25 protein-coding genes are annotated in these 25,806 nt (G+C 46.2%); 17 read left to right on the top strand and 8 right to left on the bottom strand.

Translation table 11 applies throughout. The annotated features are described in order from the left end of the window. Positions 1-69: 69 nt before the first annotated feature. The 5 genes from ACODJP_RS07290 to ACODJP_RS07270 all read left to right on the top strand — a co-directional run bounded on the left by ACODJP_RS07290 (position 70) and on the right by ACODJP_RS07270 (position 4,560). A complete protein-coding gene (locus tag ACODJP_RS07290; protein WP_422480026.1) occupies positions 70-960 on the top strand; it encodes a LysR substrate-binding domain-containing protein in 891 nt (296 codons plus the stop codon). A gap of 127 nt (positions 961-1,087) precedes the next feature. Continuing rightward, positions 1,088-1,642 carry an outer membrane beta-barrel protein gene (locus ACODJP_RS07285; protein ID WP_422480024.1) on the top strand — a complete coding sequence of 185 codons (555 nt, stop codon included), beginning with the start codon at positions 1,088-1,090 and terminating at the stop codon, positions 1,640-1,642. 195 nt (positions 1,643-1,837) lie between these two features. Beyond that, complete coding sequence (locus ACODJP_RS07280) at positions 1,838-2,458, top strand: thiamine diphosphokinase (RefSeq protein ID WP_422480022.1); 621 nt, start codon at positions 1,838-1,840, stop codon at positions 2,456-2,458. A gap of 78 nt (positions 2,459-2,536) precedes the next feature. Next, positions 2,537-3,427, top strand: coding sequence for a shikimate dehydrogenase (gene aroE, locus ACODJP_RS07275; protein ID WP_422480020.1), 891 nt, complete (start codon positions 2,537-2,539; stop codon positions 3,425-3,427). Between the two features lie 23 nt (positions 3,428-3,450). Beyond that, positions 3,451-4,560 (top strand): alpha/beta hydrolase, encoded by a 1,110-nt coding sequence (locus tag ACODJP_RS07270; RefSeq protein WP_422480018.1) that lies wholly within the window; start codon positions 3,451-3,453, stop codon positions 4,558-4,560. A 100-nt stretch (positions 4,561-4,660) separates the two neighbouring features. On the opposite strand, the gene ACODJP_RS07265 is transcribed toward ACODJP_RS07270, so the two are convergent. Genes ACODJP_RS07265 through ACODJP_RS07250 form a run of 4 tightly spaced genes read right to left on the bottom strand, consistent with a single transcriptional unit; the run spans position 4,661 to position 7,295 of the window. Next, on the bottom strand, positions 4,661-5,701 hold the full coding sequence (locus tag ACODJP_RS07265) for a hypothetical protein (RefSeq protein WP_422480016.1): 1,041 nt from the start codon (positions 5,699-5,701) through the stop codon (positions 4,661-4,663). 2 nt (positions 5,702-5,703) lie between these two features. Further along, positions 5,704-5,994 carry a leader peptide processing enzyme gene (locus ACODJP_RS07260; protein WP_422480014.1) on the bottom strand — a complete coding sequence of 97 codons (291 nt, stop codon included), beginning with the start codon at positions 5,992-5,994 and terminating at the stop codon, positions 5,704-5,706. Then, the gene (gene lspA / locus ACODJP_RS07255) at positions 5,987-6,517 is read right to left on the bottom strand and encodes a signal peptidase II (RefSeq protein ID WP_422480012.1); all 531 of its coding nucleotides are present in this window, start codon (positions 6,515-6,517) and stop codon (positions 5,987-5,989) included. Before lspA ends, ACODJP_RS07260 begins: the two co-directional genes overlap by 8 nt. Positions 6,518-6,533: 16 nt before the next feature. Then, positions 6,534-7,295, bottom strand: coding sequence for a Nif3-like dinuclear metal center hexameric protein (locus ACODJP_RS07250; RefSeq protein WP_422480010.1), 762 nt, complete (start codon positions 7,293-7,295; stop codon positions 6,534-6,536). A gap of 53 nt (positions 7,296-7,348) precedes the next feature. On the opposite strand from ACODJP_RS07250, the gene ACODJP_RS07245 reads away from it, so the two are divergent. Further along, a complete protein-coding gene (locus ACODJP_RS07245; protein ID WP_422480008.1) occupies positions 7,349-9,415 on the top strand; it encodes a Lon protease family protein in 2,067 nt (688 codons plus the stop codon). A gap of 10 nt (positions 9,416-9,425) precedes the next feature. Here ACODJP_RS07245 and ACODJP_RS07240 read toward each other — a convergent pair whose 3' ends face one another. From ACODJP_RS07240 to rsmI, 3 genes are read right to left on the bottom strand one after another with little or no spacing between them, the layout of a single operon-like run. Next, positions 9,426-10,820 carry an MATE family efflux transporter gene (locus tag ACODJP_RS07240; protein WP_422480006.1) on the bottom strand — a complete coding sequence of 465 codons (1,395 nt, stop codon included), beginning with the start codon at positions 10,818-10,820 and terminating at the stop codon, positions 9,426-9,428. Beyond that, entirely contained in the window at positions 10,801-11,616 is an 816-nt protein-coding gene (locus tag ACODJP_RS07235; protein ID WP_422480004.1) for a TrmH family RNA methyltransferase, read from the bottom strand. Before ACODJP_RS07235 ends, ACODJP_RS07240 begins: the two co-directional genes overlap by 20 nt. After that, the gene (rsmI, locus tag ACODJP_RS07230) at positions 11,613-12,317 is read right to left on the bottom strand and encodes a 16S rRNA (cytidine(1402)-2'-O)-methyltransferase (protein WP_422480002.1); all 705 of its coding nucleotides are present in this window, start codon (positions 12,315-12,317) and stop codon (positions 11,613-11,615) included. The genes ACODJP_RS07235 and rsmI overlap by 4 nt, the downstream gene beginning before the upstream one ends. Positions 12,318-12,555: 238 nt before the next feature. On the opposite strand from rsmI, the gene ACODJP_RS07225 reads away from it, so the two are divergent. Both ACODJP_RS07225 and ACODJP_RS07220 read left to right on the top strand, forming a co-directional pair. After that, positions 12,556-13,230 carry a PspA/IM30 family protein gene (locus tag ACODJP_RS07225; protein ID WP_422480000.1) on the top strand — a complete coding sequence of 225 codons (675 nt, stop codon included), beginning with the start codon at positions 12,556-12,558 and terminating at the stop codon, positions 13,228-13,230. 1 nt (position 13,231) lies between these two features. After that, positions 13,232-13,513 (top strand): PspC domain-containing protein, encoded by a 282-nt coding sequence (locus ACODJP_RS07220; RefSeq protein ID WP_422479998.1) that lies wholly within the window; start codon positions 13,232-13,234, stop codon positions 13,511-13,513. 37 nt (positions 13,514-13,550) lie between these two features. Here the strand turns inward: ACODJP_RS07220 and ACODJP_RS07215 are convergent, their stop codons facing one another. Next, on the bottom strand, positions 13,551-14,576 hold the full coding sequence (locus ACODJP_RS07215; RefSeq protein WP_422479996.1) for a sigma 54-interacting transcriptional regulator: 1,026 nt from the start codon (positions 14,574-14,576) through the stop codon (positions 13,551-13,553). A gap of 219 nt (positions 14,577-14,795) precedes the next feature. Between ACODJP_RS07215 and ACODJP_RS07210 the strand changes: the two genes are divergently transcribed. The 9 genes from ACODJP_RS07210 (at position 14,796) to ACODJP_RS07170 (ending at position 25,794) form a co-directional block, all read left to right on the top strand. Continuing rightward, entirely contained in the window at positions 14,796-15,452 is a 657-nt protein-coding gene (locus ACODJP_RS07210) for a PspA/IM30 family protein (RefSeq protein ID WP_422479994.1), read from the top strand. Between the two features lie 28 nt (positions 15,453-15,480). After that, the gene (locus tag ACODJP_RS07205) at positions 15,481-15,720 is read left to right on the top strand and encodes a hypothetical protein (protein WP_422479992.1); all 240 of its coding nucleotides are present in this window, start codon (positions 15,481-15,483) and stop codon (positions 15,718-15,720) included. Positions 15,721-15,731: 11 nt separating this feature from the next. Next, positions 15,732-16,103, top strand: coding sequence for a PspC domain-containing protein (locus ACODJP_RS07200; RefSeq protein WP_422479990.1), 372 nt, complete (start codon positions 15,732-15,734; stop codon positions 16,101-16,103). Further along, complete coding sequence (locus ACODJP_RS07195) at positions 16,100-16,957, top strand: DUF4097 family beta strand repeat-containing protein (protein WP_422479988.1); 858 nt, start codon at positions 16,100-16,102, stop codon at positions 16,955-16,957. Before ACODJP_RS07200 ends, ACODJP_RS07195 begins: the two co-directional genes overlap by 4 nt. 171 nt (positions 16,958-17,128) lie before the next feature. Next, positions 17,129-17,605 (top strand): MarR family winged helix-turn-helix transcriptional regulator, encoded by a 477-nt coding sequence (locus ACODJP_RS07190; protein WP_422479986.1) that lies wholly within the window; start codon positions 17,129-17,131, stop codon positions 17,603-17,605. Further along, a complete protein-coding gene (locus tag ACODJP_RS07185) occupies positions 17,590-19,635 on the top strand; it encodes an ABC transporter ATP-binding protein (protein ID WP_422479984.1) in 2,046 nt (681 codons plus the stop codon). The genes ACODJP_RS07190 and ACODJP_RS07185 overlap by 16 nt, the downstream gene beginning before the upstream one ends. Further along, positions 19,628-21,514 (top strand): ABC transporter ATP-binding protein, encoded by a 1,887-nt coding sequence (locus ACODJP_RS07180; RefSeq protein ID WP_422479982.1) that lies wholly within the window; start codon positions 19,628-19,630, stop codon positions 21,512-21,514. The genes ACODJP_RS07185 and ACODJP_RS07180 overlap by 8 nt, the downstream gene beginning before the upstream one ends. A 28-nt stretch (positions 21,515-21,542) precedes the next feature. Beyond that, positions 21,543-24,518 carry an acyl-CoA dehydratase activase gene (locus ACODJP_RS07175; protein WP_422479980.1) on the top strand — a complete coding sequence of 992 codons (2,976 nt, stop codon included), beginning with the start codon at positions 21,543-21,545 and terminating at the stop codon, positions 24,516-24,518. After that, complete coding sequence (locus tag ACODJP_RS07170; RefSeq protein WP_422479978.1) at positions 24,505-25,794, top strand: 2-hydroxyglutaryl-CoA dehydratase; 1,290 nt, start codon at positions 24,505-24,507, stop codon at positions 25,792-25,794. Before ACODJP_RS07175 ends, ACODJP_RS07170 begins: the two co-directional genes overlap by 14 nt. Positions 25,795-25,806: the final 12 nt, after the last annotated feature.

Genomic DNA, 25,806 nt, shown 5'->3' with positions numbered 1-25,806 from the left:
TGATTTTAATTACATAATTTCAAATTATATTTTATTATATATGTATTAGTAAATTTTATGGAGTGACAAATGTTGGATTTTCGCATCATTACATTCCTCGCAGTCTGCGACCAGAAGAGCTTCACAAAAGCCGCCGAGTATCTCAATATTACGCAACCTGCGGTCTCTCAGCATATGCACGCACTACAGGAGATGTGGGGAAAACCATTATTCGTTATTGAGGGTAGGCGATTCATACTCACTGAGGCAGGGGAGGATCTTAGGCAATTCGTCCAAACACTGCAAGTGGATATAAAACGCTTTTCCCAAGATTTCCGCGATAAGAAACATGGACAACATATTTATTTCGGAGCGACTTTGACGATAGGAGAATTTACGCTTCCTCCGATTCTCAAAGGATTGATGGAAAAACGTCCTACAAGGAATTTGACCATGCATGTGGATAATACGGAAAACTTGTTGGCAATGCTTGATTCGGGCTTTTTAGATTTTGCGTTCATCGAAGGTGCTTTTGATAAAAAAAGATATGGGTATCGTCTATTTTCAAACCAGAGGTTCATACCGATCTGTTCATCGCAATGCCTCTTGCGTCACCCAAAACCATCCTTGGACTCGCTGCTATCTGAACGGTTGTTAGTTCGTGAAAAAGGGTCTGGAACCAGAGCGGTCTTTGAGCAGATCTTAGCCGAGCGGGGTCTCAGTACGGATAGTTTCCGACATGTCGATGAAATTGGGAACCTGAATGTAATCAAAACACTGGTTGGAAATGATATGGGCATTTCTTTCCTCTATGAAGAGGCTGCCAAGGATGCAATCATGCAAGGTCAGGTGTGTGAATTACCGATAGATGGCTGGAGTGTCAACCGAGAGTTCAATTTCGTATTTTCGCTACATACACGCTATGAATCGCAGTTTCTCGCCTTTCTCAACGAATGTATGACCAATATAAAAATGGTATAGAACATATTTTTATTGCATTTTTCTAGAAATATTATAACCTTTTGACATATTGTGTGTTTTTTTGTTGTGTAACAAGAAATGTTCACATACAATACTGTTGATAGTATTGAAATTTTAGGAGGACAAAATGCGTAAAAAGGCACTTTTGGTTGTGTTGGTATTGATGGTTGCCATGACTGCTTCAGTATTTGCAGCAAGCACGGGAAGTATTGGCTTGGCTAACTACGCTTCATGGTACGAGATGGAGAATGAAGATTCTGATTCCTACGTTCCAGGTATCCGTGCGGAATTCTTTCTCAGCGATTATCTGGGCATCTCTGCTGATGCGCTAGTTTTGGCGGAGTGGGAAGATATCTATGGTGATATGTCCTACCTCATGATGTATATGATTGACGCTGTGGCAAGAATCCCTTTGGGTTTGCTTGAACCCTATGCAGCGGTTGGACCAGTATACATGGGTTACATCACTGAAGATGACACCTATACCGATGAAGAATCATTTGGATTCAACGTCAGGGGCGGAGTCGACTTGAATATTCTTGACTGGCTTAGTGTTGGTGTAGAGGCAAACTATTTTGTCGACGATTTGGAAGATTTCTTCGACAACACTGATTACTACTTCTCCGAGGATGGATTAAAGAATTCTGGCCTTATCGGCGTAACCGCCAAGTTCAAATTCTAATTACGCGTCTTCCTTTCGAAGATCACCAGAGAAGCCGCCGCTACAAACGGCGGTTTCTTTATATCCCGTTAATCAAAGTGACATACCTATTTTCACATTAAAAGACTAAAGCAATAGCATAGACCCTTTGTAACTAGATTTGCCCGGTTCCCAAGCTGATATACAGAACCAGGCACCATATGGTACCATGCCGGCATGAAAAAGTGTGCATTGGTATTCACCGGTGGAAAAGGACCTGTTTCCGGTTTCGATAAGTCACTTATTCCCCCTTGCTCATTCATCTGTGCCGCCGATAGTGGGATTGATACTGCCATAGCCCTCGGTTATGAAGTAGATGAAGCAATCGGCGATTTTGACTCCATCAGTGGAATCGAATTACTAGAGAACATCGCACATACCCGGCTTCCCAAAGAAAAAGATATCACCGATACAGAGGCAATTCTGCAACACATAACCGCTAAAGGAATCGATTCCTATATTCTCGTCGGCGGAGGCGAAGGCCGTTTTGATCACCTCTTGCACCTCTATACCCTATTTGCAACCTATGGCCCTCCAAAATTGTGGATTACCGCAAGGGAGCGTATGTATTTAGTAAAGGATAGATCCGATTTCACGATGCTCCCGAATGCTCCGGTCTCGATCATCCCCGCCACAGCGTGTGGAGAGTCCTCGGTCTCCTCGGAGAACCTCTTTTGGGAATTGAAAAACTATCCGATTTCGATGCAACAGCAGAGTATATCCAATAAATGTCGAAGTGACTCGTTCTCCATCCAAGTTTCGGGGAATCCAATTTTTGTATCCATTCCTTTTCCCTGATAAAAAATAGACATGACAGCTCACATGAAATGCTATACAATGGTATTATTAATCCAAAAATAGTCTCGAGAGGTAGCTATGGATAAGAATTATGAATTATTATGCCGCAAGGCTGTGATGCACGGTCCGCTCGAATCATTGTTTTGTTGTGTAGGCGACCCAGTAGTGGGAAATCCGACACAGCTTATGATGGAAGCGACCTTCCAATCGATGTTGTTTCCAGCAAGATACCTAACCTGTACCGTAAGTAAGGATAATCTTGCATCGGCTATCGAGGGAATCAAAGCTTTAGGTTTCACTGGTGCCAACGTAACAGCCCCCCACAAAGTTGAAGTCATCCAGTATCTAGATGGTCTGACAGATTCGGCACGACTCAGTGGTGCTGTAAACTGCATCATCAAGGACGAATCGGGGAAATACATTGGCGACAACACAGATGGAAAGGGCTTTCACACATCCATTGACAATATTACCCCAGTAGAAGGAATGAATGTGCTCGTAATCGGTGCAGGTGGTGCAGCCCGGGCGATTATTACCGAATTAGCCCTCCACGGCGCAAGTAAGATTACGATTGCCAACCGGACCACTCAGAAGGCTAGACAGATCATCGACTCTCTCGGACCACAGGTCAAATCAACTCTCAAAAGCATTCCTTTCGATGGAACTCTTACGATAGGAGCAGAGTATGATCTTATCGTACAAGCTACTAGCGTTGGATTGTTCGACCCTGCTGGTGGCTTCGAGATCACTTGGGAGCCTAAGACTTCCGGAGTCCGCATCGCAGCCGATGTCGTCTTCAATCCTGTAGACACGAATTTTCTTAAGGGTGCAAGGAATGCCGGAGCTACTGTTGTAGACGGTTTGGGAATGTTGGTCTATCAGGGTGCTATTGCAGTCCAAGAGTGGACCGGCAAGGACGCAGACTGTGAAATCATGCGTAAAGCACTAGAAGAGGCGTTCACAATCTGATAGAAAGTGGGCAAGGAGAATCAATGGATCAGCAGGATAAGGTAGAACAACAGTATACAATCTCCAAGAGACTCCTTCGTATGATTACGCTTTCCAAGAAAATCATAGGCGAAACCGATGGGTCTGAGTTGACCGAAGAGCAGATTGCCGAGTTGAACAACCGCTCGATCCCAAACAATTGGCTTACGCGCAGGCTTTTCAAAAAGCCTGCGAAGAAAGTGGAGACAAGTACCTACATTATTCCTGTAGAAGATGGGGTAGTGACAGGATACTTCTTCCAACGCCGTGATAATATTCCAAAACAGCTTACCAGTCTTCGACCTCTTATCATATTCTATCATGGTGGAGGTTGGGTCTGGGGCAATATGGATCTATACAGCTTCATCTGCGCCAGAATAGCAAGCATCACCAATGCAGCAGTATTATCTGTGGACTATCGTCTCGCTCCACAGAATAAATTCCCTGCAGCAGTGGAAGACTGCTACAATACACTGATATGGGCTTCCCAAGGAGCTCGATATTGGAAAGTCGACCCTGAGAGGATCTTTGTTATGGGCGATAGTGCCGGAGGAAACCTCGCAGCTGTCGTTAGTAGACTCTCACGTGACCGGAAGGGCCCTCATATTGCCGGACAAATACTCATTTACCCATTGACTGATGGAAGGTTAAGAACTCCTTCTTTCAACAAGTTCAAAGAGAGCCCTACCCTTACCGGACGTGAAATGCAATTCTTTATCAAGAGTTACCAAAGTGAACCGAAGGATATCCTTAATCCGAATTTCTCGCCTCTTTTGTCAAAGGACCATTCCAGACTACCTCCTACACTGATCATTACAGCCGACAACGATCCACTCTTAGATGATGGAAGACTCTATGCCGAAGCTCTTGCATCAGCCGACACTCCGGTAAAATATCTCGAATGCAAGAATACGGTCCACGGATTTCTTGCATTTCCCGCTGCACCAGGTTCAGAAGAGACCGAATCCGCTATCATGCAATTCATTGGAGGACGGCAGGTCGAACAGGTTGAACTGTTTACGAAATCACAACTTCGGAAACAAGCAAAGAGGGAGCTCAAGGTTGCTAGGAAGGCAGATAAATCGTTTATTGCAGCAGGAGTTGAGGAACATTAACCAATGAACGATGAAAGGTATGCAAGCAAGCTTTCGTTTCCTGCACTCGCTCGGCAATGTATCCATTTGATGGCTCCATTACACTCACTCCGTATGGAAATCAATCGTTGGCATAGAGGATATCTGTAGTATCCACAGGTTTCCTCAAAATTGGATCTTTTCCGATCAATAGTCCTATTGACTCTCGCAGTAATCCAAATCGTCGTTCTCCGGTTGCCGAGAAATAACAGTACCAACAAGCTTCATCCTGTTTATAGCGTACATCACAAGTCATGATGTGTTCAGATGCCCAACCCTTTTCAGCAGGGACAAGGATCGGCGGGGCATCTACACGTTGCCATTGCAAACCATCCGAACTCGTTAGAAGGATGATTGCCGATGCTTCTCGTTTTAGCTTCCTATTCCAATATCGGGCATTCTGTAAAGCCACATAATGCTCAGAGCCACGATAGACATTGACCCGGCCTACTCCAAGATTCCGCCACTCATCGTTAGCTACAGCCTCCATCATTGGCATTTGAGACTCTGGGGAGTAGGTTCCATCAAGCGTCTCGGAGAAGGCAGTACAGAGATATCGTGTAGAGGCTGGATGTTCACCAACCTTGGAAGAACCCACATAGAGCCGATACCCCCCTTCAGCACCCAAGATTTGGGGATGACTTAATACCGGCTTTTTCCAATAGTCTGAAGAAGACCGAATATCCTTGGCTTCAAGCAGTACTCTAGGCTCACTCCAGATTGACAAGTCATTAGAGCTACGGATTTCAATATGGGATCCGACAACATGCGACTTACGCATCCTCTTGGTCAATTTCTCAACAAATGGAATAGGTTTTCCATGTCTTTCGTAGACAATATGGAAGGATCCCTTCTCCTTGAAAATAAAAGGATATTTGCCCCTCACCTGGACAACTCCCATTGGCTCCCACATGATACCACTTCCGGAAATATAGTGTTGGATTCCAAGCCAAGAGTGGGCAAAAAGATGCCATTTGCCATCAGGGGTTTCTTCTGGGAAAAGAAATACGGGGCAAGACAGGCGAGGAACATACCACAGCCCTTGAATTACCGGTTCATCGGAAAATGGAAACCAAGAGCAATCAGGCAACTGTTCTACAGGTTGCACACGTGTATTGACCATGGCTACAGCCTTTCTCGCGGACCTCGAGACCGCTTTTTGAAGAATATGGGATCAAGATACTTTTCCATATCAAATTTATTGGTGAGTCTACGCATAGCTATAGTATAGAGGTAGAAACTACCCCCAATCGAAACGATGAACATGAGTCCAAGCCACAAAGGCATGAGGGGGCTTTCAGGATCTGCGAATCGAGCGATCAGCACCATACAGACAATGAAAAGTATCGCCATTACTACAATATTCACAGCAGTAGCTGCCAAGACAAACAAAACGGTGTTTAGCTTCTTATTCATTGGTAACCTCCTTATTTCCCCGCCCCTCGAAAAATAGCAGGTTTATCATGAGCAGAATTCCAGTAACGACAATGGAGGCATCGGCAACATTGAATGTCGGCCAACGTTCGAACCCGAATAAGCCATAGACGTTCACACTGATGAAGTCCACTACCCAGTCGGGACGGAATATCCTATCGACCACATTCCCGATCCCACCACCGATGATTCCACCAAGCATCCATCGCTGAAAAGGTTTCAAATCATGGGAACGAAACAGATAGAACCCAAGCAACACCAGTAGCACCAACGGAAGAAGGATAAACAACAGCCTCTTTGCACCTTCTGGTAACCCATCTCCTAAACTGAATCCAATTGCAGAATTGCGTACATGGCAAATCCATAAAAAATCTGAAAGGAAGGAATACTTCACGGTTCCTTGTTCGATAGTAGCAACAACCCAAGCTTTAGTAAGCTGGTCAAGTATGATGATGATAGCCGACAAAATAAACGGTAAAAGACGTTCTCTGTTCCTTTTTTCCATAGTGGGCATAATCCTACTACAGTGCCGTGGGAAGCGCAATAAAGGATGCTTCTAGGCCTAATTCTTGGGTAAAATATGTAGCCATCTGCTGAACTCCGAATATTTCTGTAGCATAATGGCCTCCGCAGATCATGGTGATCTTCGATTCCTGGCAGTAGGAATGCATGGTATGGGAAGGCTCTCCGGTCACATAGGCGTCAAGTCCCAAGGTGATAGCCTCCTGTACTTCATTGGCGGCACCTCCGGATACTATTCCCAAAGATGAGATTTTTTCTTTGCCAAACCGAAGGATATGCAATCCGGTCTCTGGTCCCAAACCAAGTTTAGCAGCTATCTCATCTGCGCCAAGAGGATTGGGTAATATTCCTTTGTATCCGATATTCACTCCATGGTACATCCCGAATGGTTCGACCTCTTTTAGGTCTAATATCGAGGCCATTGTTGCATTGTTTCCCAATGTCGGGTGGGCATCCAAGGGAAGGTGGGCAGCCAGAAGGGCGATATCATTCCCAACGAGCGTGGCTATGCGATGGTAGTGCATGGTTGTTACTGGAATTGGCTTTCCCCAGTATAATCCATGATGGACAAAAATTGCATCAGCCTTCATCTCCACAGCTTTTTCGAACGTAGCGAGGGATGCATCTACAGCACAAACGATGCGATGCACGTCCTTACCGGGTCGCCCTACCTGCAAGCCATTCATGGAGACATCGACGGAGGAGAATTCGTCAAGGTTCAACCTGGTACGTATATATTCCGTAAGCACTTCAATCTTCATAGTGACAGTATAGAGAGTTGACATCAATTATTCCACCACCTATAGTGAGCCTCATGGCAGATTTACGGTTCACTCGTCGTGAGCTCACAGCAGACGAGGCAAGCTTCACATACGATCCTTCAATAGTCGAATCATGCGGTACGATACCCGACCATCCCGCGATAATCGGGCAACCAAGAGCTATGCGTGCATTGGAGATGGGAATTGCAATTTCCGGTAAGGGCTACAATATTTTCGTCAGCGGAGACCCCGGAACAGGTCGATCGACTGCTATCCGACTAGCTACCGCCCCTTATGTGACAGACACTTCCCAATTGCGCGATATTGCTTTCGTCCATAACTTCCGGCATCCCGATTCGCCTATCGTACTCACCTTCAATCCTGGGGAAGGAAAAGCCTTCTCTCTTGCGATGAAGGAGTTCATCTCTCAACTAAAACAAGAGATTACCACAATACTACAATCACAGTCCCAGCTGGATGGAAAAACCCTGTCATCTATTGCACAGAAACTCCTCTCCTCCATCCATAAACGGTTTACCGACCCTATTGTGCTTAATCACCTTCGAGCTATCGAACAGGATCTTATGGAGCAAGCCTTCCTCTTTATTGGAAAGGAGCCTCAGGATATTCCCAACGGTTCATTCTTCCAACGCTATAGTGTGAATCTTCTGGTAGATCAGGACAAAGTCACCGAACGCCCGTTGTTATTCGAAACCCATCCTACATTCGCAAATCTCTTTGGAACTCTCGATACTCCGGGTGATGTCCGAGATGACCGATACCTCCCCTTTCTTGCAATACATGCCGGCTCCCTACTTCGTGCGGCGGGGGGTTATATCGTCATCAGTGCGGAAGAGATGCTTACCGTTGAGGGTCTCTGGGAAGCCTTCAAGCGTTTTTTGACTACCAGCGCTCTGGTAATCCAAAATACCGCGAAATCCTCTCAGTCTGCTGGCATCCGACCAGAACCGGTTCCCTTGGCACTGAAAGTCATACTGGTCGGTAGTGAAGATTCCTATGAATCCTTCTGTGAGCATGATCTGGATTTTCTCAAGCTTTTCAAAGTGTCGGCGGAGTTCGATTACACCATGCCAGCAACAAAAGAGAATATCGCAGGATGTATCGGTTTTATCCGTATGGTTGTACAGGAAGAAAAACTACTACCAGTAGAAGATAATGCGATCTGTGAATTACTCCGTTTCAGTTCTCTTACCGCTGAGTCTCGTGATGAATTGACCACGCAACTATCTCTTGTTGCCGACCTTCTACGAGAATCCAATTATTGGGCGACAACCCTAGGAGTAACATCCATTGATAGAGACGTTGTCCTAAAAGCCATGGGGGAACGCGATTACGTCTCAAGCGTAACAGAGAATAGGATTTTCGATGAAATCGCGACGGGAGAGATGATTATTGCCTTGGATGGCTATAAGACAGGAGTAGTAAATGGGTTGGCGGTTTTGGATCGCGGTCCATCGTCATTCGGAACACCCACAGTCATCAGCGCAACTGTGGCACCCGGAACCGAAGGGATTGTCAATATAGAACATGAGGCTGGTCTCTCAGGAGAAATCCACGATAAAGGGCTGCTCATCCTAGAAGGTTACCTGAGAAAACGATATGCCCGAAATTTCCCCCTCTCCATCTACTCGGGAATCTGCTTTGAGCAATCGTATGCCGAAATCGATGGAGATTCAGCCTCCTCAAGTGAGCTTTATGCGCTCCTCTCGGCTATTGGCGATATCCCCATAAAGCAAAATATTGCGGTTACCGGATCGGTCAACCAGATGGGAGAATTGCAACCTGTCGGAGGAATTAATGAAAAGATCACAGGATTCTACAATGTATGCAAAAGACTTGGACTGAAAAATCATCCTGGAGTAATCATCCCCGTACAGAATATCAAGAGTCTTATCCTACCATATGAAATTATCGATGCAATAGGAAAAAGAGAGTTCCATATCTATCCTGTACAGACTATCGATGAAGGCATGCAAGTCCTTACCGATAGACCTGCTGGAGTCCGCAACCAGAAGGGAAACTTCCCCATGGACACGCTGAATAGGACGATTGAAGATCGCCTAAAAGATCTATTCGAGATCTCGCGCCCTCAAAATTGATTTTCAACGATTAACGCAGCTTTCCAAGTCGCTTCCAAAATCGAATGACCAGATAAACCGAGAGGATGAATGTAGCTACATCGGCTATCGGCTGACTGAACTGCATCCCCCGGATGCCTAAAACATGGGGAAGTGTCAGAACCACAGGAATGAAGAATAGTCCTTGCCGGGAAAGCGCCGTCAATGAGGCCTCTCTTGCTTTACCGATAGACTGGAATAGCATAGCTACAATAATATTCATTGCCTGCAGAGGCATTACCAGACATTGCATCCTCATGGCAAATGCACCGATTTCTACTACTGTGGGATCGGTCTTAATAAAAAAACGCATGATCGTGGGTGCGAATGCAAACCCAATGGTTCCTAAGAGTAAAAAACCTACAACACCCGTAGTAAGGGAAAACCGAAAAGCCTCTCGTAGGCGGTCTAGGCGTTTCGCTCCCCAACTGAAGCCTGAAACCGGCTGGAACCCTTGACCAAACCCTATGAGTGCAGAACCTAAAAATTGCATGGTCCTCGTTACTATTGTCATCGCAGCGAGAGCCGAATCTCCGAAAGGAGCGGCAACATTGTTCAATACAATCATTGAAACACTTGCCATCCCTTGCCGGTATAATGCTGGCATTCCGGTAGTGAAAACCTCACTATATATCCATCGCTTGGCGCGAAAGTTGCTTATGGAGAGTTGCAGGGTACTTCGTTTCTTGAGAAAAAAAGAGAGCAAGATGGAGAAGGATACAATCTGACTGAAAACGGTAGCAATCGCTGCCCCCTTGATTCCTAAGCCAACCACAAAGATGAGAATTGGATCAAGAATAACATTGAGCAACGAACCAACAACGATTCCTCGCATCCCCAAGCTCGCATTCCCCTCCGATCTTAGGTTTGTGTTCATAACAAAAGAGGCGGCCATGAAAGGAGCTCCGAAAAGGATGATCCCGCCATAATCCTTTGCATAGGGAAGAATGGTTTCTGTGGAACCCAGTAGCCGCATGAAAGGTGTGAGGAACGTCACTCCTACAACCAACAATAGACCTCCAATACCTAAAGCAGTGAAAAACGCAGTAGAGAATACCTGGTTGGCCTTTTCATTCTCCTGAGCGCCTAAAAGCCGTGCGACAAAATTACCAGAGCCGAGGCCCAAGGTCATGCCGATGGCTTGGATAATGGACATAAGGGCGAATACAATACCCACGGCTCCGCTGGCTTGTGTTCCCAATCTGCTTACGAATACGGTATCGGCCATATGGTAGAAGGTGGTCACAAGCATGCTGATAATTGTTGGTACTGCTAAGGAGGCAATAAGGTGTGGGACAGGCGTCTCGGTCATACGGATAAAGTTCTCTTGTACGGTCAGCCGTTTGGGGGTAAATAATCCCATATCCTCAGCACCTTTGTGCAACATGGCTATACCACGATTGCAACACTATCCCAAATGCAACGGAAACATTCAATGAGCCTTTGCTACCGGCAAGAGGAATGCTTACCCTCCCCAACGAGGAGTCAGCGATGGATAGGAGCTCAGGACTGGTTCCCAACTCTTCTGACCCTACAATCATGACACCCTCTTCAGGGAATGCAAAATCGGAAAGCGCAGTTCCCCCGAGCTCCATGGCAAACACTTTCTTACCTCGTAGACTATCGACTACCTGTTCTTGTGCATATGTTTGCCAAGGTACCGTCTTGGTACACCCTCGGGCTGTCCTCAATGAGCGAGGATGTTCTGGAGATGCAGATGGTGAGACCAACAGGATCCGATCAACTCCGAAAGAATCGGATGTTCTGAAGATTGAACCTACGTTGAATGGGGATCGGATATGATCGAGTACAACGGTCATGGGATATATGGTACGGTGTGTACTATCCAAGGATTCCTCTTCACTTTCATAGAAATCCCAATCTGCCATGTCTATTCCTAAATCGTTATGAAGCAGGTGGATTGTGTTGGCTAAATCCCATATAAGATTCTCAGGTGAAACTGAAATTGAAAACTGGCCTGCAAGTCTTGTGCACTCACTACGGGTCACTTCAGCCACACGTTGGTCCTCTGTTGAGGACAACAATAACAATACGTGTTCATAATAGTGAAAGTCGATAGTTTTTCCTTGCCGTAGGGAACCCATAGCTCCTTCCAGTAGACGGATGCATTTGCGCGTTTTTGTTCCAACTCCGAGCGATGCGAGTTTTTTCAACGTTATCATGAATCTTCCTGTAACTTTCCGAACCCCGTCTCTTGTGGAGATATGCAGATGGCGAATTCTCCCTTTACCGATTGTCGTTGTGAGAAGTTGGCAGCGACTTCACTTGCGGTGCCTTCATAGAACTCCTCATAGACTTTAGTCATTTCCCGACCGACAAGGACTCTCCTATCGGGAGCTAATTCGGCCAATTCCTTTAGCAATTTGACAACCCTGAACGGTGACTCATAGAGTATGAAGGCTTCTCCACGTTCCAACAGTTGCTCCATCCGTTTTTTCCGTCGTCCCGATTTGGGGCTAAGAAAACCTTCAAAAGTAAAAGTCTTGCCTGTAAAACCACTCACCGAAACCAATGTAGCTACGGCGGAGACCCCCGGTATAGGTACTACGGGAAATCCTGCAGCCCTTACAGCTTGGACGACCCTTGCCCCAGGATCACTTATCCCCGGTGTTCCCGCGTCGGAGACAAATGCCACAGAATTTCCCTCTCCCAGAAGCTTGATAATTCCGGCAGCGGAAGCCTCTTCGTTATGAGCATGGCATGCGATCAGGCGTTTCTGGATTGAGAATCGTATGAGTAGCCGTTGTGTGTGTCGGGTATCTTCACATGCAATCACTTCCACATCCCGGAGTGTTTGCAATGCTCGCATCGTAATATCTTCCAAATTACCTATAGGTGTTGCCACCATGTAGAGTGTTCCCATGCCGACATTCTATCGGTTAAACGTCCCATGGGCAATGGTGAAAAATACCAACTCACCCTGATGAGATTGGTTTCCTATTTCCATCTTCGTGGCAAAATAGTTAATCCAATCAGAAATTCCCTCATTTTAACTGCATTGGACGCAGGTTTTCAAAAAGTTGGCACGATGATTGCAATAACAGTCTGCGAAAAGAAATTACACGGATGCCAACAAGTGGCCCGAGAGCAAAGGAGAACATATGAAGACTTTTAAACGACTGAAGGACATCGTAAACGCCAATGTCCACGCAAAACTCGACAAGATCGAAGATCCAGAAAAAATGATCCGCTACATGCTTACGGAAATGGAAGAGACACTGGTAGAAGCTAAGAGTGCGACAGCTGAAAAAATGGCAAATCGCGCAGTCATCGAACAGGAGATAAAGCAGGCAAAGGATCTACTTGGTCGCTGGGAAAATCGAGCCAAACTCGCTGTAGAAAAGGATCGTGACGATCTTGCACGTGAAGCTCTTGTGGAGAAAAATCGGGTGGTGAGACGACTCGCTTCCCTCGAAGAAGAGTTGCTGCAAATGCAATCCATCATCGACTCTATGCAAGAACAGATTGTGAAGTTGGAGGAGAAACGGGAAGAGGTTCGTGATAAGCAGAGAATGTTGGTCCAGCGGGCATATCACGCGAAAGAGAAGAAAAAAGTAGTGGAGACACTCAAGCAGATCAATGCCGAAGCCACCTACCGGAAATTTTCCGAGCTTGAAGAGAAGATTGAGAGGATGGAGGCTGATGCCGAGATGGCAGGATTCTCCGGAGCTGGGCTCTCCAAGGAGAAGGAGTTCTCTCAGATGGAGAACGACGAAGAGATCGAGGCTGAATTGGCAAGCATGAAAGCTAAAAAAACTAAGAAGAAGGAGAGTTGACGTGGATCGTTATTACTCACACGAATATAGGCGGTATTGGGAAAAGGATTATCGCAAGGGGTATCAGGATGGTTGGTCGGACGGCACACCACACCGAAAAGGGCTACGCAGATCCCGTAATGGAATCTTACTTGGTGTATGCCAAGGATTCGCCGATTGGCTCGAGATTCCTGCATGGCCGTTGAGACTTGGCATGGTCATAGCATTTTTTGCCAGTGGTTTTTGGCCGATTGGAGCGCTGTATCTGGTAGCTGCAATCGCAATGAAACCGGAAAGTCGCTAATGTATAAGGTCGTCGTTCAAAAGCGGCGACCTTCTTTTCAACCAAGCACATCCTTATATTTCCGATACAATCCTCTGAATTGGTCGTAGGTGAGCCCCATGGCACTTGCGGCCTCTTTTTGGTTTCCCTGGTTCTCTTCAAGCGCCCTCTTGAGAAATGTGATATCTATATCACGCTTGGTCTGCTCATATGTGGTCAAGGGCATCTGTTCCAACAGGAGAGTCGATTCCTCGTTTCGGACTTGCTCTTTCGTTGGTGTCTCTGTCTTACCAATTGCTTGGAACGGATTTTCGAATGGATTGAATTGGATACTTTGGATTTCATTTCCCTGTGCCCGATAAACGGCACGTTCAACAACATTCTTCAATTCTCGCACATTCCCTGGCCAAGGGTATGTCATCAACTGTTCCTTCACAAAGTCACTTATAACAGGGAGTTCCGACCGACCACACTCCAGAGACATCTTTGCAGCAAAGAATTCGGCCAAGAGGATGATATCTTCACCTCTTGCACGTAATGGAGGAAGAAAAAGGACCTCAAACGAGAGACGATCCAGCAAATCCTCCTTGAATTTCCCCTCTGCACAGAGAGAAGGAAGATCTGCATTGGTAGCTCCCACGATACGGACATCAGCTTCATGAGTCTTGGATGATCCAACTCGCTCGAAGGTTCCGTATTCGACCACACGCAAAATCTTTTCTTGTACCTCTAGGGGAATGAGCCCGATTTCATCCAGGAAAAGAGTACCCCCCTCAGCCTCCTCGAAACGTCCCTTTCTGGTTTTAGTCGCACCGGTAAATGCCCCCGGCTCATATCCAAACAACTCTGGTTCTATCAACGAAGGTGGTAATGCCGCACAGTTGACCGTGACAAGCCTGTTTTGCCATCGTGGGCTGAGATAATGGAGTCTGCTTGCAGCAATCTCCTTTCCACTACCCCGCTCTCCGACCACAAGCACACTTCGGTTCACCGTTGCGGCACGACTGAGAGCTTGCTGGAAATTGAGAAAAACTTCCGATTCACCTAAGGGAGCCTGGGAGTACCCGAACCGTTCATCACTCATAGGTGGATTCTACCATACATTGGTTATTTTTACCAAGTCAAATCGATTCACAGAATAGTACATGTATAGTACAATTAACCATAAATGCTGCTTGCATGTGATTTAAGAATGTTCCATAGTAAGTAGGCATTGTTATTCTGATGTTGGCACGGTTCTTGCATCATATTTGACAACGGGTATGATAGTACCCCGATAACGTCTCATTTAAGGAGTACAAATATGGGAGTTTTCTCAAGATTCATGGACATAGTGAATGCCAATATCAATTCCTTGCTCGACAAAGCGGAAGATCCCGAAAAGATGGTCCGTCTCATGATTCAGGAGATGGAGGATACCTTGATCGAACTGAAAAGTGCCTGTGCCGATAAGATCGCAAAAAAGGCGAAGGTTGACCGGGAACGTACTGAATTGGAAGCACTTGTCGAACGATGGAAAAATCGGGCGGAGATGGCTCTCTCCAAAGGTCGCGATGACCTGGCAAGGGAAGCCCTCATTGAAAAGCGTAAAGCCCAAGGAGACTTGGAGCGAAAACTGGAAGACTGGGATCGGTACGAAGATATTATTGCAAAGAGCAAAGAGGACATCGGAAAGCTTGAGGACAAGTTGCAGTCACTTCGCCATAGACACCAGTCAATCGTTGAAAGGGCTACCAGGGCTAGAGAAGAACAGGCTGCCAATGAAACTATTCGCAAAGCATCGGATGCCGCTGCAACCAGCCGTTTCGACCACATGGAACAGCAAGTGGACCGAATGGAAGCGAACAGCCAGATGAACAAGCCGAAAAGTAACCTGGAATCGAAATTTGCGGATTTGGAAGAACTGGATGAGATAGAAGCAGAGCTTGAACAACTTCGAAAGAAGCGGCAATCCCGCTAATTGAAGGGCTCCTGGGAGAGAGGGAATAATGAATAGTGATACGTTGATTGCGATCATAGCGATTGTTGCGCCGTTTCTGTTTGCCGGATGGGTTATCAACACCAGCATTAAATCAAAGGAACGCAAACGAAGAAGTAAAGAAACCCATGAGGAACAGCGACTGAAGAGCGATCGTGAATTAGAAGATGGAATCATGGATTTGGCCAGGCGGATTGAGAATCTTGAGATAATTCTCCGCAACAGTAAGAACAATAAGGGAAAGGAATAGGAAGGATGGATATGGCAACCAAACAATTATACAGGTCCCGTAGGGGAAAGATATTCGGTGTATGTCAAGGAATTGCCGATTGGAGAGACCTCCCGGTCGATTTATTGAGAGCGATCGTAGCTGTCTCGATTCTGGTAACAGGTATATTCCCAGGCATCATAATCTACGCACTCGTCGCGCTCTTCATGCCTCTTGAACCGGGGTACGGTACCCACTATGAAGAGTCGGAACAGTATTCCCGAGACAATGGGGGTTTTGCTCGAACACGTGAGGATCTGAAGCAGACCTTTGAGAATCTCAAACGTAAAGTGGAAGGAATGGAAGAGGAAATCTTCGACAAGGAACGCGATTGGGACCAACGTTTCCACGAGGATGGAAGATGAAACGGAATATCCTACTAGTGGGTCTTCTGCTAGCCATCGGTTTACCATTGATGGCTGCAGGAACATCCTACCGCCAAGAGCTGTCTATTGGAAAACATGATAATATCAGGATTTCCACCGATGTTCCCGATATCATCATCGAGCACAACAATTCGAATAATCGGGTCATAGTCTCCTTGGAAGGACCGGATAATACAAAGTTCCGAATGCTCTCCAACGAAGGTCGGGATGGTATTGTCGTCGAAGTTAAACGCAAGAATAAGCTGGGATTCGATATCATCGATATGTTTGGAACCGAACTGCGGATCTCACTCCCAAAGAATCTCTCTTTTGGGGAGGTGGAAATCTCTTCAGTAAGTGGATCTATCCAGATAGAAACATCACTGGTTGCTGATGAAATCTCGTTTGAATCGGTTTCTGGAGCAATTACCTTTGTAGATATGCAAGCTTCTGAAGAGGTGGAGATAGAGAGCGTTTCGGGAAGGATTTCTGGAGCGGAAATAGAGACAACCGATTTTTCCGCGGGCAGCGTATCGGGCTCGATAGACCTGAAAACCGTACGTGCACCTGCTGGTGAAATTGACATCGAGACCGTCTCTGGTTCGATTGTGGTGGGCTTGGTTGACTCCTTTGAGATAGGTTTGACCACTATTTCTGGAAAGATCGATATCTCCCTATCCCCATCATTCGGTGGCAAAGTCGAAACTTCAACCATCAGTGGGCGTATAGAAACCAAATTCCCCGCTGCTACCCCTGCAAGTACAGACAAACGGATAACTACCTACCGACTGGGGAGCGAAGACCACGAAGCAATTTTCACCAGTACTTCAGGAGCAATTCATATTGCACAGTAGATACTGAAAATTACTATACAATCTTCCCTTTTCGGGATCGCAAAGCTAGGGAGACCCCCTCAATGCGGTCCCGATTCTTTTCAGATGTATATCACTAAACCGTCCTTATCATATTGACGATAATGGCTGTTTCGACTATTACTTAGCTAACTAACTAATCGGAAGGTATCTATGGAATTCCATCACCCAGATCCAATACGATGTGAAAGCATTCCCCTTTTAGCACAGATCACTCGACTCCGCTTCGTACGGGCACATGCACTATTCGGTTCGCTGGGAATCCACCCAAGCCAATTCCATCTACTCTCCCTGCTGGCAAAGGCCGAGGGTTTGAACCAGACAGAGATTGCGAACCATCTCTTTGTAAAAGCATCGACCCTTACGGTTATGCTGGGAAGGCTGGAAAAGGCAACTTTGGTCACTCGATATAAAGATCCCCTAGATGCCCGGGTATTCCGAGTCCGGATCACTGAACTCGGTCGATCACTTTTAGAGGAAGCTGCAGAACGTTTTTATCAGATTGAACAGGAGACCTTCGCCAACTTCACAGATGAAGAACGAATGCAATTTGAAGAACTAGCTAAAAAAATTCGGGATAATCTCGTAACGGCAACGCAAGGAGACGAAAACCCATGTCCATGGTGCTGAAATACCTTCGCAAATCCTATGGTTCAATCATCCTTGTTGTACTATTGCTGTTCGTCAAGGTGATCGCCGATTTGACTCTTCCCCAGTACACTTCAAATATTGTCAACATAGGAATCCAACAAGGGGGCATTGTCTCAACTGTCCCCCAGGTAATCAGTTCAACGCTGATGGAGCGTGTGATAGAATTGGGTAACGCAGATGAGAAGGAACTGATCCTCCAGTCATATACTATGTCTGAGACAGAGTACCTAGTGCCAGCCTATGTACTAAAGGGAGATGAAGCTGATCTGAGACTTGTATTTTCCCCAATTTTGGCTACCATCGGAATGGGTAGCGATGCACACCAAGCTCCACTGAGCATCATGGAACAGGCTGCGATTGCCACGATACGGGCGGATCATGAAAGATTGGGAATAGATATCGGTAGCATCCAAAATCGCTATATTGGAAAGACTGGTCTTGCTATGATAGGAATATCTGCTATGGGTGTAATCGCCTCCATCATGGTAGCCTTTTTCGCATCCAAGGTAGCAGCACTCCTAGGTAAGAATTTACGTGAAGATGTCTTCTATAAAGTCGTGTCATTCAGTCAGGATGAAATGGATTCGTTTTCGACAGCATCTCTGGTTACTAGAAGCACAAACGATATTCAACAGATACAACAATCATTCGTCATGATTCTTCGTGTAGTCATATTTGCTCCATTGATGGCAATCGGAGGAATCTTGCGGGTATTGGGTACCAACAGCTCCATGTCATGGACTATCGGAGTTGCAGTTTTAGCTATCTTCACTGTGGTAATCACCATGTTCGCCCTCGCCATGCCCCGATTCAAACGCCTACAGGAATTGGTGGATACCGTCAACCGTGTTGTGCGTGAGACACTGACCGGATTGCAGGTCATACGGGCATTCAATACCCAGGCACATGAACAGAAGCGTTTCGAGAAAGCAAACAAAAATCTCACCGCGACTACACTCTTCGTGAACCGTGCCATGTCAGCCATGATGCCGTTAATGATGTTAATCATGAATCTGACAACGGTGCTCATAGTTTGGAGGGGAGGAATCCATATACAGGAGGGGACCATGCAGGTAGGCGATATGATGGCATTCATCCAGTATGCAATGTTGATCATCATGTCATTCCTCATGATTACTATGCTTACCATCATGCTTCCAAGGGCTTCTGTTTCCGCTACGAGAATCAAAGCTGTACTGGAGACTCCCCTATCGGTCCTGGAGTCTGTAGACGTGATTCCATTTATCGAGCCGGTCGAAGGTACCATCCGATTTGTCGATGTAGGATTCACCTACCATGGAGCAACTTCTGAGGCGGTATCTTCAATATCATTCGAAGCAAAGCCAGGCACCACGACTGCCATTATTGGAAGCACCGGTAGTGGAAAGTCGACTCTCCTGAATCTGATCCCGCGTTTCCACGATGTGACTAACGGCTCTATAGAGATCGATGGAGTAGACATAAGAAAGAGGTCTCTCCACGATTTACGAAAGCATATCGGCTATGTCCCCCAACAAGGACGTCTATTCAGCGGAACTATCGCAAGCAATATCTCATTCGGAGACGAAACATTGTCCGACGATCAAATAACCAATTCAGCAAAGATTGCTCAGGCTCACCAGTTCATCATCGAGAAACCAGAAGGATACAATAGTGCGATCTCTCAGGGGGGAACCAATGTTTCGGGAGGCCAAAGACAACGATTGGCCATAGCACGTGCCATAGCAGGAAAACCTAAGATTCTTTTATTCGACGACAGTTTCTCCGCTCTCGACTTCAGGACAGAGAACAGAGTCCGTAAACAACTATCGCAGGAACTTGCCGACTCCACAATCATCGTAGTAGCCCAACGAATCAGCAGTATTATGCATGCAGACACAATTCTGGTCTTGGATGAAGGGCGTTTGGTAGGAAAGGGAACCCATCGGCAATTGATGATGGATTGCCCGATCTATCGTCAAATCGCCCAATCACAATTATCTCCTGAGGAGATCGAAAATCATGAATAGCGATACCAGCAAAGCTTCGCAGGAGCAGGCAAGACCTCCCATGCGCCCCCCTGGTAGACCGGGAGGAAGGCATGGACTTCCTATTCCTGGCGAAAAACCGAAAAACTTTTCCCGTGCAGCACGCAGATTAGGAAAAAGATTGGCCCCTTATTGGCCTGCCATTATTCTTGTCCTGGTATTCGCTTTGGGAGGAACGACATTCACTATCGTCGGTCCAAAGATTCTTGGTACAGCTACAACTACGATCTTTGAAGGTATTACAGGGAAATTGTCGGGAGAGGGAGGAGTCGATTTTCCTCAGGTCGGAAGAATTCTTCTTACATTGGTGATTCTCTATCTTGGTAGCTCACTTCTCATGTTCAGCCAAGGATTCATTATGAGTACCATAACCCAGAGGATTTCTAAGAATCTACGTAAGGAGATTGCGGAAAAGATCCACAGAATGCCCATGCGAAGCTTCGATACCACAACCCATGGCGAGATCCTCTCCCGGGTCACAAATGATATTGATACCCTCAGCCAGAATCTCAATCAAGGAATTATCCAAATCCTTACCGCTATTGCAACCATGATCGGCGTTCTTATCATGATGATGTCCATCAGCTGGTTGATGACCTTGGTTACACTGGTGATTCTACCCCTAGCCATGTTGTTTATCTCTCGAGTGGTAAAAATAAGCCAAAAACATTTCATAGCACAGCAAAAGGCTTTGGGAACTATCAATGGACACGTCGAGGAAGTATATAGCGGACATCTGGTGGTGAAGGCTTTTTGTGCAGAAAATAAGGTAACGGAAAGTTTTAATGAAACTAATCGAGAGTTATATGAATCGGCTTGGAAATCGCAATTTCTCAGTGGCCTTATGATGCCGGTAATGCATGGTTTGGGAGATCTGGGATATGTAGCCATCGCCTTGCTTGGTGGATCATTGGCTATACGAGGAACTATCTCGGTAGGAGATATTCAGGCATTCATCCAATACATCAGAAACTTTACCCAACCAATAGCACAAGTCGCACAAGTTACCAATATGCTCCAATCGACAGCTGCCGCCGCAGAAAGAGTATTCGAATTCCTCGACGGTATGGAAGAGCTTGATGATGACACCACCAGCTGCACCCTAGGACGCCTCACGGGATCCGTTTCATTCAAGCATGTACACTTTGGATATGATCCAGAGCTACCGGTAATAAAGGATTTCAGCGCCGAAGTTCTACCGGGAATGAAGATTGCGATCGTTGGACCAACGGGAGCTGGAAAAACTACGATGGTGAAATTGCTTATGCGTTTTTATGATCTGGATAGCGGAGTGATCACTATTGATGGGCAAGACATCTGTAAGCTATCAAGAGCCGACCTTAGGTCCCACTTCGCTATGGTTTTACAAGACGCATGGCTGTTCAATGGAACCATTCGGGAAAATATCCGTTATGGAAGATTGGATGCAACCGATGAGGAGGTTGAGCAGGCAGCGAAGGCTGCAAGGATTGACCATTTCGTGCATACATTACCGGACGGATACGACATGGTGGTAAACGAAGAGTCCTCCAACATCTCACAAGGTCAGCGACAACTGATCACTATAGCCCGTGCTATTCTTGCCAATCCCAGCATCCTGATTCTTGATGAGGCTACCAGTTCAGTCGATACAAGGACCGAAGTCTTGATCCAAGAGGCTATGGACCATGTTATGATAGGGAGAACGAGTTTTATTATTGCCCATCGACTATCTACCATTAAAAACGCCGATCTGATTCTGGTTATGGATGAGGGAGATATCATTGAACAGGGTACGCATGAGCAATTACTTGAAAAAAATGGATTCTATGCCGAATTGTATACAGCCCAGTTCGAACATACCAATGGACTGCATGCCTAATTTTTGGAACCATATCATCTAGGCAAAGATGAGGTTCAAGGATAGAATCGGTAAAAGTCGCGAGGAGGACAGTGAGTTGGTAATTGGCTTGGACGTAGGGTCCACTACTATCAAATGTGTTGTGCTCGATGAAGAGAATAAGATCGTTTATGCAACCTATGAACGTCACTTCTCACAAATTACTGCTCAGTCTGCCCGTCTGTTGGAGTATATCAGGCATGAAATCCTGAAAGGCGAACCGGCTAAGCTTATGATCAGTGGATCGGCTGGTATGGGAATGGCAGACCGAAGTTCCCTCCCCTTTATTCAAGAAGTCTATGCAACCAGAGTTGCTGCGAAGCGACTCGTTCCAGAAACCGATGTGATTATCGAACTCGGGGGTGAGGATGCCAAGATACTCTTCCTTTCGCGAGGGATGGAAGTTAGGATGAACGGTAGCTGTGCCGGGGGAACTGGGGCTTTTATTGATCAGATGTCATCATTGCTTCAGATATCGGCCGAGGAGATGGACATAGAGGCTGCCAAAGCAGAGAAAACCTATACCGTAGCATCCCGTTGTGGTGTCTTCGCCAAGTCCGATATACAGCCACTCCTCAACCAAGGGGCTCGAAAATGTGATATAGCTGCCAGTATTTTCCAAGCAGTGGTAAATCAGACGATAGCAGGCCTAGCGCAAGGACGCCCCATCAAGGGAAATATTGTCTATCTTGGAGGTCCCCTCACTTTCATGGGCGAGCTTCGCAAGGCATTCGACTCGACACTACAGACTACCGGTCTCTGCCCCGAACATTCTCTCTACTATGTTGCCCTCGGAGCTGCATATTGTGCCACAACCACTATTGATCTTTCCAAGGCAGTACATCAACTGAGAAATCACAAGATTGAAGACTCTGTCGTCTCCATGCCTCCATTATTTCCCGACAAAGCTACCTATGAATTATTCGCGAAAAGGCACCAACAAGCCACAATCCCGACGAAACCAATCGATACTGACACCAAGTATATTTATTTGGGAATCGATGCAGGTTCTACCACAGTAAAGACTGTCGCGATTGACCAAGATGGTATGATCGTGGATACAACTTACCAGAGCAATAGCGGAAATCCTGTACCCATTGTCCGCTCTGTGTTGGAAAGACTGTATCGGGAACACCCGACCATCCATATCAAGGGGAGCGCGGTCACAGGATATGGAGAAGACATCATACGAGCTGCCTTTGGCATCGATGAAGGCCTAGTTGAGACTGTTGCACATTTCACAGCTGCGAAAACCTTCATGCCGAATGTAGATTTCGTAATCGATATCGGAGGACAGGATATCAAATGTTTCCAGATCCATAACGGAGCGGTAGACAGTATTTATCTTAATGAAGCATGTTCCTCCGGATGTGGTTCTTTCCTCCAGACATTCGCTCAAGCATTAGGCTACCCAATAGAAGAGTTCGCCAAGTTGGGCTTGTTGGCCAAACATCCGGTAGATCTCGGTAGCCGTTGCACCGTATTCATGAACTCCTCGGTCAAGCAAGCACAAAAAGAGGGTTCCCCGGTCGAAGATATCAGTGCCGGGCTATCGGTCAGTGTGGTAAAGAATGCTCTCTACAAAGTCATACGGGCAACATCAGCTGAGAGTCTGGGTAGACAGATAGTAGTCCAAGGAGGAACCTTCCATAACGATGCTGTCCTCCGTGCCTTCGAAATGGAATTAGGAACTGAAGTAGTACGTCCTACCATAGCCGGCCTCATGGGTGCTTATGGAGCGGCCCTCCATGCAAAAGATTTTTGTATAAATTCCAGTGGTATTATTACAGCAGAGGCTTTGGCTCGTTTCGAACACTCAGTAAAAGTTACCACCTGCCGTCTTTGTACGAACCATTGCAGGTTAACCATAAATACTTTTTCCAATGGGAAACGATACATTAGCGGAAATCGTTGTGAGAGACCAGTCACAAACAAGATTTCTCAGGATGAGTTGAACCTCTACAGTTGGAAACTGGCTGAGATTGAAAAGCTTGGCTGCTATCTGGATGATCATACACCGAAGGATGCCATAGGTATTCCCTTAGGACTCAATACCTATGAGCTCATCTATTTCTGGAAGGCATTTTTTGAAACATTGGGAAAACGTATCGTAATCTCTCCCCAGTCCAATCGTAAACTCTACCTTTCCGGGCAGGCGACAATCCCAAGTGATACAGCTTGCTTTCCGGCAAAATTGATGCATGGCCATATCCAAGCCTTGCTCGATGGAGGAATCCGTACTATCTTCTATCCCTGCATGACCTATAATCTTGATGAGGGGCTGGGAGAGAACCACTTCAATTGTCCTGTGGTGGCATATTATCCTGAAGTCATCTCAGCAAATATGGAAGAGGTCCATGCGATACAGTTCATTCATGGCCATATCGGATTGCATCGAAGAAAAGATTTTCCTAAGAAAATTGCCAAACAATTGGAGCCTTTTTTTGGAAAAATTGACGTGAAGCTAGTAAAAAAAGCCTCCGATGCCGCATACGCTGCCCATGAAGCATATATGGAGAGGACTCGCAAACAAGGCCGAAAAATTATAGATATGGCAAGAACGGAAGGGAAACAGATTATCATTCTCGCTGGACGTCCCTACCATATCGACCCAGAAGTAAGCCATGGTATCGATAAACTCCTGAATGGATTTGGTGTAGCGGTGATCAGTGAAGATGCTATCTCCGACCAAGTAGAGAGATTTCCTGTCCATGTCTTGAACCAATGGACCTACCATGCAAGATTGTATGCGGCTGCGAAAGCGATCGCCGATGAACCCGATATGAATCTCGTCCAATTGGTCTCATTCGGCTGTGGCGTAGATGCCATCACCAGTGACGAAACACGGGATATTCTCGAATCGGCCGGAAAGATGTATACACAGATCAAAATCGATGAAATTACAAACCTAGGCGCTGTGAGGATTCGCTTCAGAAGTCTCCTCTCGGCAATCGAGCAACAGGAGCGTTTCCATGAAGGCCATTGATCCGCAATTCACGCGTGAAATGCGGGATACCCATACAATCCTCGCCCCCAATATGGCGACCACCCAGTTCCGTCTTCTGGTAAATGTGTTGAAGGATGAGGGATATACAGTAAAATTATTGGAGAATGAAGGCCCCCAGGTCGTGAGGAAAGGACTCAAGTATGTCCATAACGACACCTGTTATCCAGCATTATTAGTAATTGGACAGATGATCGATGCACTTGATAGTGGGGAATATGATTTGGATCGGACCGCATTGGCTATTACTCAGACTGGGGGAGGTTGCCGGGCAAGTAATTATATCCATCTGTTGAGGAAAGCCTTGGATAAGGCTGGCTATGGCACAATCCCAATCGTTTCCTTGAATCTGAAAGGTATGAACCGAAATAGTGGATTCCGAATCACCTTGAGGATGCTACGGAAGGGAATCGCTGCTTTGTTGTGTGGGGATACCCTCATGTTGCTGAAGAATCAGGTACGCCCCTACGAGGTAAACCATGGAGAGACCCAAAGATTGGTGGACAGGTGGATTGAACGTCTTTCAGAGCAATATGCACGAGGAAAGGGTTACACCAAGAGAGCAATGACTGCCGATTTGCGTCAGATGGTGGCCGAATTTGCTACCATTGAGACCGATTATGATCGTCCAGTGGTGAAAGTTGGCATAGTTGGTGAGATCTATATGAAATATGCTCCTCTTGGGAACAACCATCTTGAGGATTATTTGGTATCTCAATCCTGTGAGGTCATGCTTCCCGGATTGATGGGCTTCATGCTTTATGGATTGCAGAATCAGTTGGAGGATATCAAGCTCTATGGAGGAAGCAAGATCCGTTATGCGATCATGTGGTACATCAAACACTATTTAGCTATTTTGGAAGATATCATGATAGAGGAGGTTGACAGAATCAAACGGTTTGTGCCTCCGGTTCCGTTCAGAAAGACGATCGAATCTGCCGAAGAGGTGATCAGTCTTGGTTGTAAGATGGGTGAAGGTTGGCTATTGACCGCAGAGATGCGTGATCTAGCCGAGATGGGGTATCGGAATATCATCTGTGCTCAACCTTTCGGATGTCTTCCAAACCATATCGTAGGAAAGGGAATGATACGGCGTCTCAAGGAACTCGATGAGCAAGTAAATATCGTCCCTATCGATTATGACCCTGGAGCTACGAGAGTTAACCAAGAAAACCGGATCAAGCTCATGCTCGCAGTAGCAAACGAAAATAGAATGGAAGAACTAGAGAGAAAAAGGGCTAATTATAAAGATAGATAATGCATGGTATAC

Source organism: Pleomorphochaeta sp. DL1XJH-081, assembly GCF_049310885.1.
GTDB lineage: Bacteria > Spirochaetota > Spirochaetia > Sphaerochaetales > Sphaerochaetaceae > CAYZJV01.
This window is presented reverse-complemented; position numbering and strand designations above follow the sequence as displayed.